Source organism: Rhizobacter sp., assembly GCF_035702065.1.
Classification (GTDB): domain Bacteria; phylum Pseudomonadota; class Gammaproteobacteria; order Burkholderiales; family Burkholderiaceae_C; genus Rhizobacter.
Map to the genome: position 1 here is coordinate 1 of NZ_DASSRA010000478.1, position 11,357 is coordinate 11,357.

The 11,357-nt window shown below is 70.6% G+C and carries 7 protein-coding genes; all 7 read right to left on the minus strand.

Going from position 1 to position 11,357, the window contains the following annotated elements:
* On the minus strand, positions 1-368 hold a 368-nt coding region (locus tag VFL64_RS21200), incomplete at its 3' end, for an eCIS core domain-containing protein (protein ID WP_489542370.1).
* Between the two features lie 4 nt (positions 369-372).
* On the minus strand, positions 373-2,964 hold the full coding sequence (locus VFL64_RS21205; RefSeq protein WP_489542376.1) for a hypothetical protein: 2,592 nt from the start codon (positions 2,962-2,964) through the stop codon (positions 373-375).
* The gene (locus VFL64_RS21210) at positions 2,961-4,361 is read right to left on the minus strand and encodes an ATP-binding protein (RefSeq protein ID WP_489542371.1); all 1,401 of its coding nucleotides are present in this window, start codon (positions 4,359-4,361) and stop codon (positions 2,961-2,963) included. The genes VFL64_RS21205 and VFL64_RS21210 overlap by 4 nt, the downstream gene beginning before the upstream one ends.
* The gene (locus VFL64_RS21215) at positions 4,345-6,216 is read right to left on the minus strand and encodes a contractile injection system tape measure protein (RefSeq protein WP_489542372.1); all 1,872 of its coding nucleotides are present in this window, start codon (positions 6,214-6,216) and stop codon (positions 4,345-4,347) included. The genes VFL64_RS21210 and VFL64_RS21215 overlap by 17 nt, the downstream gene beginning before the upstream one ends.
* Positions 6,209-8,686: a hypothetical protein gene (locus VFL64_RS21220; protein WP_489542373.1), complete on the minus strand. Its 2,478-nt coding sequence runs from the start codon at positions 8,684-8,686 to the stop codon at positions 6,209-6,211. The genes VFL64_RS21215 and VFL64_RS21220 overlap by 8 nt, the downstream gene beginning before the upstream one ends.
* A 136-nt stretch (positions 8,687-8,822) precedes the next feature.
* Positions 8,823-9,611 carry a hypothetical protein gene (locus VFL64_RS21225; RefSeq protein ID WP_489542374.1) on the minus strand — a complete coding sequence of 263 codons (789 nt, stop codon included), beginning with the start codon at positions 9,609-9,611 and terminating at the stop codon, positions 8,823-8,825.
* A gap of 3 nt (positions 9,612-9,614) precedes the next feature.
* Positions 9,615-11,357: hypothetical protein (locus VFL64_RS21230; RefSeq protein WP_489542375.1), on the minus strand; the 1,743-nt coding region annotated here is incomplete at its 5' end.

Below are 11,357 nucleotides of genomic sequence, written 5' to 3' on the forward strand. Positions count from 1 at the left end.
CGCTGCTGCACCACGTGCCAGGCCTCGTGCGGCAGGTGCTGCTCCTGGCCGGGTGCGAGGTGGATGTCGTTGCCCTGGGCATAGGCCAGCGCGTTGAGCTGGCCCGGTTTGTCGGAGTTGCGGTGCACACGCACGTCCGACATGTCCTGGCCCGACAGGCTTTCGATGCCGGCCTTCAGCGTGTCGGGCATGCCGGTCCGGTTGGGGGCTTCGCCTGCAGCAAAGGCTGTGTCGATCTGGTGGCGCTGAGCCACCTGGCGCGGGCTGTCATCGAGCGTCGATTCGGCGGGGCCGGCCGAGGCGAGCGGCTGATCCGCTGCCGGGCGGCGGGTGGCTTCGGGCTCGTCGCGTGGTGATGGGGTCTTCATGGCGCTAGGGCAACACCACCCGGGGCTTCAGACTGAGGTAGGCCCCGCCCGCGAAGAGCAGCGCGATCAAGGCGTACAGGATGGCGTTGCCGGTTCGCAGCGCGTGCAGGTCGGGGTCGCAGCTCAGCAGCGCGAAGCCGACGATGACGGTGAGCAGCGCGCTCGCCCACAGGTAGGCCACGTAAAGGCGGCCGATGCGGCGCACGCGGCACGACCAGGCGTAGAGCGCGAGAGACACCCCCAGCGTGAGCAGCAGCGCGCTGAAGAGCACGCGCGCCGGCGTGCGGTTGGGGCAGATCCAGGCGCACACGCCGGTGTCGAGCTTGGTGGCGGCGCCGGGGTAGTAGTGGTCGGCGAGCAGCTTGCTCACCTCCTTGCTGGTGGCGGTGTTGCCCGTGGGCACGGGCCAGAAGCCCACGCCGCTGAACTGCCAGGAGGCGTAGCTCACGTCGGAATCGAACTGCTCCCAGCTGCGGCTGCCCGACGCCGCGTTGGCGGGGCCGGAGGCGGCGTCGGGCGGCCCGGCCACGGGCACGTCGCCCGTGGGCACCAGCAGCACCGGCATCACGCGCTTGAGAAAGACGATGCGCATCTCGCCCTGGAAGGCACTGGTGTCGTCGACCTTGGCGCGCAGCGTCTTCTTGCTGGAGGAGGTGGGCTCGCTCAGCAGCACCAGGTATTCGACTGCGATGTCGCTGCCGCTCTTGCCCTGGTACTTGAAGGTCTCCAGCGGCTTGTCGCCATCGGCGCGCTGCTTGCTCACCTCGGGCTCGGCGATCTGCACGTAGTGCAGCAGGTCGCTGAAGTTGTAGGGGCCGTCTTCGCCCAGCTGGTGGTCGGGCATCACGATGTTGAGTGCGTAGGTGCGCTTGGTCTTCTGCATCTCGGCGATGAGCTGCTCGACGAAGCCCCGGAAGAAGCGGCGGAACTTGTCGGCATCGGCCGGCGCGCTGGGCACCTCGTCGAAGAAGAGCGTGATGCCGTCGTAGAGGTAGACGGGCTCGCTCCAGAACGGCAGCAACCACGACTTGAGGCGCGAGAACACGTCGGTGAGCGGCTTGTCGGCCATGCCCACCAGGCCGACCGCAGCCTGGCGGATGAAGGCGCCCTGCTGCTCATCGCTCATGGCGAGCACCGTGGTCCAGTCGCGCCGGTAGACCATCAGGTCGACCAGCGTGCCGTGGCGCTGCGCGGCGCGGGTGAAGTCCAGGCCCTCCTGCTTCCAGGCGGGTGAGGTGGTGTAGCTGCCGTTGTCGTTGAGCAGGCCGCCCAGGTAGCTGATGCGGGTGAACTTGCTGAAGTCGATGTCCTGCGTCTTGGCGTTGGCCAGCCAGAACGGGTAGATGCCCTGGACCTTGTTGCCGGGCGTGGCGGTCACGCAGCCGCAGCCACCGCCGCTCCAGCGCACCGCCTGGCCCGCGCTGAAGGGGTGGCGCTGTTCGGCCAGCGTCAGGATGCGCTTCTTCAAGGGCGGCGGCAGCAGCTGCGCATACAGATCGGTGGTCGCCACCTGGCCGGCCGCCAGCGGCGCGGTCCTGGATCGCGCGGGGGCCGAAGCCGCCGCCTCAACCTGGGTGCAGCTGGTGGGCTTCACGGCCTTCTGTTTCTTGGCCGCGGCATTGGCCAAGGCCAGGTAGTAGCTGCAGCGGCGCGCCTCCAGGGCGCTTTCAAAGAGCTGGCGGCCGGGGAACTCCACGTCGACCAGGGGCGCCAGCATGTCTTCGAGCTGCTCGGCGGTCGGGCCGCCGTCGATGGTGGGCGCTTTGGGGGGCTCCGGCGGCGTGGGTGGGCTGTCACCGGCAGGCGTTTCGGCCTCGGGTGCCGGCTCGGGCGTGGTCAGCTCCTTCAGGCTGTCGGCACTGAGCTTGTAGACCCAGACCGAGCTCAGGCCCAGCCGGCTCACCGGCACCGAGGCATCGTCGGCTGACAGTGCCGTCAGCTGCGGGGCCGAAGCGGGGGCCGAAGCCGCTGCAGCCGGCTTCGGGGCCGGCTTACCGCTGCCGATGTGGAGCGAATAGACCTGCTGCGTGACGCGCTGCGGCACCGACGAGTCGTGCACCTGCAGCAAGAAGCGCTGCGTGCCGGCCACGGTGGGCGTGCCGCCCAGCACGCCTTCGGGCGACAGCAGCAAGCCGACGGGCAGGCGGCCGTCGATGAAGCTGAAGCTGTAGGGGCCGATGCCGCCCAGCACCAGTTGGCGCGGGCCATACACCGTGTCCACCCGCCCGGACGGCAACTGCACGGTGCGGTAGATGAGGCGCAGGTCGACGGGCGCCGAGGCGGGGGCAGATGCTGCGGCAGCCGACGCCGTGGGGGCCGGTGCCGGAACCGAAGCAGCCGCCGGCAAGACCGCGCTCGCGACCGCTGAGGCCGCCGCCACGGGCGCGGGCGGCGCCGAACTCACTGCTGCCGGTGGCCCGAGGCCGCCCGCACCGCCCAGCGAACCGGCCCAGAGCAACACGGTGCCTGCCCACAGCACGCGCAGCACCACGCCTGCCGGCGTGATGTGACGGCCCACGCCTGCCGGCCTGACGTGACGGCCCACGCCAGCCGGCGTGGTGGGAGTTGAGCGTGGCGTGTTGCGTCGCATGCTCACACCGTGCGCCCTTCCTTGCGCAACTCCTTCGCCACGCCGCGCACCAGATCCTGCGCGCCGATCTGGCTGCGGCCCGCCTGCAGGGCACTGATCGCGCCATAGCGCAGCACGTTGGCGATGGCGCCGCCCGAGAGTTCGTGCGCCTCGGCCAGCTCGGCGAGCTTCACGTCGGGCGCGAGCCGCCCGGTGTGCTGTGCCACGCCTTGCCACAGGCGCAGGCGCTGGTCGGCGTCGGGCATGGGAAAGTGCACCAGCGACTGGAAGCGCCGCGCGAACGCCTCGTCGATGTTGGCCTTGAGGTTGGTGGCCAGGATCACCACGCCGGGGAAGTCTTCCACCCGCTGCAGCAGGTACGAAACCTCCTGGTTGGCATAGCGGTCGTTGGAGCTGCTGGTGGCGGTGCGCTTGCCGAAGAGCTCATCGGCCTCGTCGAAGAACAGCACCCAGTTGCGGCTTTGCGCCTGGTCGAACACCTGGGCCAGGTTCTTCTCGGTCTCGCCGATGAACTTGGAGACGACCATGGAGAGGTCGATGCGGTACACGTCGGCCTGCACGGCCTGACCGATCAGCGTGGCGGTGAGCGTCTTGCCCGTGCCGGGCGGCCCGAAGAAGAGGCTGCGGTAGCCGGGCTTGAGCGCCTTGCCCAGGCGCCACTCGCGCAGCAGCGTGTCGGCATGGCGGATCCAGGTGGTGATGGCCTGCACCTCTTCCAGCACCTCGGGGCCGAGCACGAGGTCGTTCCAGCCCAGCGTGGTGTGGATGCGCTTGGCCGGGAAGCTGGCACTGAAGTCGGGCTTGTGGCGCTCGCCGGTGGTCAGGAGCGACAGGTACTCGTCGGATACGCGCAGCGCACCGCTGAAATAAGGCTCGCCGGGCGCGTCATGCTCCAGGCTCAGCACGCCCAGACGGTGCAGCGGGTGGGCTTCTTCGAACAGGTGCGGCACGGCGAAGCGCTGCTGCAGGTCGTCGCCCGCCAGCAGGAAGGCGGCTGTCTCTCCGGTGGGCAGGAAGCCGCCGTGTGCCTTGCCCTTCCAGCCGCCGAACTCGGTGAAGCCGCGGTCGAGGTTCTTGTTGCGCACGAAGAGCGTGTCGAGCAGCGCCGGCCGCAGGTGCGGGACGAGCGCAAGGGTGAGCACCAGGCGCTCGTCGAAGCCGAGGCCGTTGTCGTGCACCAGGCGGGCGTAGTCGGAGCTGCCCTGCGGCAAGTCCGGTGGCACGATCTCCCGCACATCACCATGCGCGCACGGCTGGCCGAAGTGCAGGCTCAGGCGGGCCTGCAGCACCTGGTTGAACCAGTCGAGCTCGCGCTCCAGCGCCTGCGCGTTGGCCTCGCCGGGTGAAGGCGAAGGCAATGGCGACGGGCTGCGAACGGCCCGCAGTTCAGCGCCAGTCGACATGGATCACACCCTCCATCCACGCGAACTTGAGCGTGGCGTAGCCCCAGGGCAGCTGGTCGAGCAGCATGTCGAAGGGGCGCTGTGCGACCTGCAGGCGCCAACCCTCCTCGTGGTAGCTCAGGCGCGCCGGCCGTTGCAGGAAGGTCTCGCGCAAGCCGGGCACCGAGGTCTTGCCCAGGCCCTTCCAGTGCTCGATCACGGCCTGCAGCATCCCTTCGATGGCGGCCTGCTCGTCTTCGCGCAGCGCGATCTCGCGCGCGACCGGCGCTTCCAGCGGCAGGCCGCACAGCAGCTTGTTCAGCACCAGCGCGTGCTCAGGTGTCTCCGAGCGCCCGGTGACGATGAACTGCAGCAGCTGCACCGCGCGTGTGGCGGCGGCTTCGTCGATGAAGGCGCCTTCATGCGTGAGCTTGAGCATGCCCCACAGCCGTGGCAGGTAGGGGCCGACGAGGGCGAGGCCGGCGTTGCTCACCTCCAGCGCGTCGCCTTCGGCCCAGGCGGGTGCGGGTTCCGGGCTCGCAGGCGCTTGCGCAGGCGTTGTCGGTGGCGGCGGCACCAGGGCGTGCGCCAGGGCCTCGGCCATGGGTTGCTGGGCTGCCATCTCGCGCAGGGCTTGCGCCAGCTGGGTGCGCCAGCGCTGCGGCTCGGGAGCCTGCAGGCGCTCGGCGAGGTGCTCGGTCAGGCGGTGGGCGAACTCGCCGGGGTCGACCTCGCGCCGCTCTTCGAACAGCTCGCGCAGCGCGTGCCGCCAGCTCAGGCGCTCGATCTGCGCGATGGCGGCCGAGAGGCCGGTGGCGCGGCAGGCCTGCGACATCAGCGCGATGCTGGCGTGCACGGTCTCGGCCGGCATGCCGCACAGGCTGCGCAGCCAGGGGGCGACCTGGGAGGCAGGCCAGAGGGCGGCAAGGCGGTCGGCCGCCTGGGGTGAGGCGAGGCAGCACTGGAGGGCCTGGGTTGCTCCGGCGGGGGACAGCAGCGCAGAGGGAGAGGACTGCTTCAGGGTCGACAAGGTGTCGGCATCGAGTGCGGTGCCGGTGCTCAGGTGGTCGATGAGCGCGGACAGGGTTGACGAGAGCAGCGCCGTGGGTTCCAGAACTTCTTCGGCGTGGCTTGGCGGGGCTTCGGCAGGCCCTGTCCTGAGCTTCGTCGAAGGCTCAGCCTGAGCGGGCGGAGGTGTGCGGGATCTGAGCGGCTCACCGAGCGAGCGTTGAAACAAGCCCACCCACGCCGCCGCCCGCTTGGCCGGGCTGAGCGCGCGCACCTGCCGCACCGCTTCGTCCGCCCTGCCCTCCGTCAACAGCGCGGCCAGCTCCGCCAGCCACGCTTCGGAGAACTGCTTGGCCATGCGCCGCAGCCAGGGCGCGGGCACCGGCACCTGCTGCAAGGCCTCGCGCAGCGCCGCGCCGTTGCCGCGCAGCACGCGGTTGGCGAGCGCATCCAGCTCGCCCGGGCCGAGGCACACCACCGACCACGGCAGGTGGCCGCGCTGCAGGTAATGCAGAAAGACGGCCAGGTCCGACTGCGCCGGCGTGCGGAAGCGGTCGTCCGTGGGCTGTGCCGCCTCCTGCTTCTTGGCCGCCGAGCGCCGGTCGCGCAAGGCCCACATCAGCTGTTCGCGCAGCCGCGCGGCCCATTGCGACTCGGCGTCCTCGCCGTTCACGCTGCCGAGGTTGATCTCCAGCCGCTGCAGGCTCAGCACCTCGCCGGGGGGCGAGACTTCGCTGAACACCTCGTCGATGATGCGCAGCGCCGCGTCGCGCGACCACGCGGCCAGGCGTGGTGACGGGTCGCCCTCGGCCGCATCGGCCACGGTGAACTGGAATTGAAGGTCGTCGACCAGATGGGTTTCAGTCATGGGGAGCCTCCCGCTGAAGGCACTCGATCACGCGGCAAGCGGCCTGGTTCACACGCTCGGCGCTGCCGGTCTGCGGCGATTGCGCATGGTCCATGCGGGCCTGCAGCCACGCCGACCAGCAGGCCTCGAAGCTGTTCATCGCGGCAAAGTCCAGCCACAGGCAACGCGCCGCCACGTGGGCCGGCAGGTTGAGCTGAACGGTCTCCTGCGCCAGGCGGCGGAAATTGGGCTCGTGGGAGCGCACCGTCCACGCAGGGAACACCACGCTCAGGCGCAGTGCATAGAAGGCATCGCTCAGCTTCAGCCGCTCGTGGCCCGGGCTGCGGCCGATGGGGCGCAGCAGCAGGTGCTCCACGAGATGCAGCCCTTCGCTCTCGTGCGACAGGTGCAGCACGAACTGGCGCAGGCTGGCCGCGGCGCGGCTGGCGCTGGCGGTGTCAGCGAACGAGCCCAGCGGCCACCAGCGGCCGGCTTCGTCGGGGCCGAGCAGCAGGCGCTGGCTGGAGGCATCGGCCGCGTCGACGAGCCAATAGCGCTCGCGCTGCGCCGCCACGCGGAAGAAGGCCTCGCTCAGGCGGGCCTGCCGCAGCGGGCGGATCTTCATCAGGTCGGCGAGCATGGCGCGCCGCTCGGGCACACCGGGCTCGTGGGCCACGCGGTGCCAGCGCGGGTCGGCCTCGCCTTGCCAGGTCTCCGAGGGGTGTTCGTCGGCATGCAGTTGCACATCGACCAGCTCGCGGTTCTGCCGGCGCAAAGGCAAGGCCAGCGAACGCGCCTGCGGGTAGCGGAAGCCGAGCAGCAGGCTCACGCGCCGCTGCAGCGCGGGGGTTCTCTCGGGGTGCTCCGGGTCCCACAGCGGTTGGGTGATGTCGTGGCCGCCGCAGCGGTCACGCGAGAGGCTCACGATGTCTTGCAGATAGGCCGCCTTGTTGGCCAGCAGCAAGGCCTCCAGTTCGCCCGGGCTGTGGTGGCCGCAGAACTGGCGCATGGAGTTCTGGCTGTAGGTCTGGCCGTGCAGGGCCAGCAGGTGGTCGAGCACGCGGCTCTTGCGCTCCAGCGGGTGGTCGAAGCGGGCGAAGGCGCGCTGCTCGATCTCTTGCGGATCGCGGCGGTACAGGCTGGCCAGGCCGGGCACGGCCTCGTCGGCCAGCAGCTCCCACCAGTAGCTTTGCCGCGGTGCGCCGTCGACCGCGTAGAGATCACGCAGGTGGTCGAGCTGCGCAGCGCCGTTGGCCATCACCTGGTCGAACAGAGAGAGGTAGGCCTTGAGTTGCAGCACCCTTGCCTGCTCGTGCGGGCTGCCGCTGGTGGGTCGGCTGTGGGGGCCCAGCTCGTAGATGGGCGGGAACTGGTTCTGCACCGGGTAGTAGGGCTGCGGCGGCAGGTGCTGGCCGCGCGGCTGCGGCGCAGTGGCCGCGAGGTTCTGGCTGGCCTGGCGGCGGGCCTGGCTGGCGGCGCGCAGGTCGGCGTACTTCTCGCTCACCTCTTGCTGCGAGACCTGCACCACGCTGCCACGCCGGGTGAGGCGCACCAGGCTCACCTCGCCGGTGCCACCGGGCACGCGCAGGCGCAGCGCCCAGCCGGGGCCGCGCCAAGGGAGCGAGCCGGATACCGGCGCGGCGTCGCCCCGCTGCAGCGCGAGGCGGCGCACCTCCTTCACGCCGTCCACCTGCTGCACCAGTGCCACGAGATCGCTCACGAAGAGCATGGCGCCGTGCTCGGCCAGGTCGTCGAGCACGCCGTGCTGCGTGAGCGGGCCATCGAACACGCGCTCCAGCGAGCCGTGGCGGCGCAGCGCCTCTTCCAGGCTCAGCAGGCGGGGGCTGGCGATCACGTGGCGCGCACAGCGGTCGTACACCTCGGCCAGCACCTCCACGGCGTCGCGCGGGCCGGTGAGTTCGATCTCGGCGTGCAGGTCGCACAGGCGCTGCTCTTCGGTGCAGACCTCTTCGTGCAGGTCTTCGCAGAGGTTGCGCTGGGCGGCGTAGGCGCGCGCCGCTTCGGCCAGCAAGGCCGGGTCGGCCGGCCCGCTGCCCGAAGGCTTGACGACCAGGTAGACCAGGCCCGGCAGCGCCCGCGCCTTGGACGTGGGCGGCGGCTGGGGGACGAGCGAGACGTCTTCCAGACCGGCCACGCGGTCGAGCAGCAGGCGGCGGTAGTCGGCCAGCGTGGTGGCGCGGCAGGGGAACACCTCTTGCGGTGGGTGCAGCGCATGGCGCTCGAAGTCGATCTCGCCGTCGGGGCCGGTGAGCTGGTCTTCGACGCTGAAGTCGGCGCGGTAGATGAGGCCCGTGAGCCCGTAGCAGGCCTGCTCCAGCATGGTGACGCCGGGGTCGTGAACGTTGTAGTCGGTCCAGATCTCGCCGCTCAGGGCCTGGCACAGGCGCAGGCCTTCGGCGCGAAGTTGCTCGAAGCTGCCTTCGGGTGGTGCGCCCACATGGCGCGGCAACTGAGGTGTCTCGGTGCTCATGTCCGCACTCCAACCCATGTCATCCCGGCGCACGCCGGGATCCACTGCAGCCACGCCTGAGCGTCTTTCCACCGCACCCGCATCGGCACGCGTGGGTCCCGGCGTGCGCCGGGATGACGGCATGTGGCGGGGTGTCTCATCGGCTGTCCCCCCGCATGGTTTCGTCGAACCACAGCCGCGTGATGTTCGCCTGGATGCGGATGTCGTCACCGTAGTCGCAGCCGGTGCGCACCTGCAGCCGGTAGGCGGCATCGCGCCCGTTCGTGCCCTGCCAGCGCAGCTGCAGCTTGTCGCAGCGCCGGCCGAAGTAGGCGTGGTCGCAGCGGATGCGCTTGCGCCGCGAAAGGAAGTCGAGCCAGCCCGCGGTCGGGTTGTAGGTGTTCATGGCCACCGTGTGCAGCAGCGCGTAGCGCCCTGCCCCCGGCGCGCCCACGCCGGCCATCACCTCCAGCGCCTGGCAGCCGTGCAGCGTGACGGTGAGGTCTTGCCACTCGCCGTTGGCCAGCAATGGCTGCGCGCTGAGCAGCGACGAGCTGCCGGTTCGTCCTTCCGAAGCCACCACGCCAGCCACGTCGAGCGCGTGGCGCGGCTCGGCGGTGTTGATGCCCACGCGCGATTGCGCATCCAGCGCCAGCACCGGCGGCACCTGCGCCGCGGCGTTGCCGGGCTGGAACAGCAGCTGGTCGCGCTGGCCGCCGTAGCGCACGCTCCACAGCGCCGTCTTGGGTCGCTGGTCGCGGTAGAAGCTGATCAGCGCATCGTGCCCGACTGGCGTGGACACCTCGAAGCCGTTGGCGATGGACTTGCGGAAGCCCTCGTCCCGCATGTTGAGCATGGAGTCGATGAGGTCGCCGAAATGGTCCTTCGTGGGGAGCTTGCCTTCCCCGAAGAAGTCACGCAGCGTGTCACGGCTTTGGCTGGTCATGCGCTAACCACCCACGATGAAGGTGCCACCCACGGCGAGCTTGGAGATGCCGGTGGCGGGCGCCGGCGCGTCCTGCGGTTCGGTGGCATCGGCCACGCCCAGAAGGTGGTTGGGCATGGGCAGCGCCAGGCTCCAGGGCATGCGCGCCTGCACGTGGCCGGGCATGACGGTGTTGCGGCCGTCGGAGCCTGGGCGCGCGGTGTCGCCCAGGGTGTAGACGCCGCTGTCGTCGGCCGCGATGTGCAGCAGCGAGAGCTGCGTCACCGCCTCGACACCGGGCGCCGAGCGGATGCAGGCTTCGATGTCTTCGCTACGCACCGTCCAGTCGAAGCGGGCCTGGTAGCCCTCGTCGTGCCAGGGCGAGAGGTACTCGTTGATGCGCTGGTTGAGCCGCTGCAGCGCCTGGCCCCCGTGCGTGCCGCGCACCAGCTGGAGGTTGCAGCGCACCTGGATGCGCTCGTAGCTGGCGTTGCGCACGCGGATGCGCGCGAACGGCGAGGCCGCGCGCTGCAGGTGCTCGGCCATGCGCATCAGCTCGATGGCGTTGACGCGGGGGCCGAGCGTGCTCTCCAGCGGCTCGTTGCGGCGCGTGGCCGGCACCACCACCACCAGCACCTCGCCGGGCTGCGTCGCATCGAGCGGCTGGGCAAAGCACTTCACCTTGAAAACCGAGGGGAAGCGCGCCAGCACCAGGCGCTCGATGTCCCAGGGCGTGCAGGCGCGGTTCTTGTGCTGCAGCCGCTCGCCGGCGCGGGCGCGCATCAGGGCCTGCTCTTCGTGGGCGCGCAGGCCGAATGAGGTGCCGACCTGCACCACGCCGCTCAGGCCGGGCACGTTGACCATCACCTCCTTCACCGTGCCCGCCGCCATCGGCACGGGCGCCGCGGGGGCGCCGGCAGCCATCACGCGCACGGCCCGCACCGCCTGGGCATGGACGCCGTACAGCCCGGCGAAAGCCTCGAAGCCATGCCCCGCGCTGGCGCGCAGCCAGAAGAGGCCACCAGGCAGCACGCTGTTGTCGCTGCGGATCTCGGCCGGCACGTCGAGCGTGACGATGCCGGACGTGAGAAAGCCTGCCGTCGTGTCCGACAGCACCTGCGACGGCGCCAAGGGCCACCACCGGTTGGCCGCCAGGTAGTACCAGCGCACGGGCGGCACGGCCGCGACCAGCTGCAGCGCCGACTCGGCGCGCAGGTGGAACAGCAGGGACAACGCGCCTTGCAGCTGGCCGGCGGCCAAACCGATGCAGAGGTTGCCGTCCGGCCCGCAAGGCGGCAGCACACCGTGCGGCCGATCACCCGCGGCGGGATGGATCTCTTCCATGCCGAAGGGGTGCAGGTGGAACACACGCTCCACGTCCGCCCCCACCTCGCCCGGCGCGGCGCGCACCTCGCTGCGCAGGTGGATGCTGCTGCTGGCGCGGTAGTCGAATCGCAGGCGCTCCACCATCGGCGTGTACGGCGGGTTGGGCAGCGGCAAGGGCTTGCGGTACTTGTGGCGTGCGTTGGCCGAGACGGTGTGCGTGAGCAGCTGCGGGTAGGCCTGGTGGCCAAAAGCATTGGGCGGCCCGCTCAGCTGCAGCTTGAAGAAGCCACCGCGCGTGTGCAGGTCGAACTGCAGCGGCTCGCTGGAGGGACGGAAGTGCGTGCGCAACGCGGCCGGGTCGACGTCGATCACGCGCTGCGGGCTCACGCGCTCGGTGACTGGCTCGCTGCCGAAGAGGTGCAGCTGCGCGGCCGCACCGGC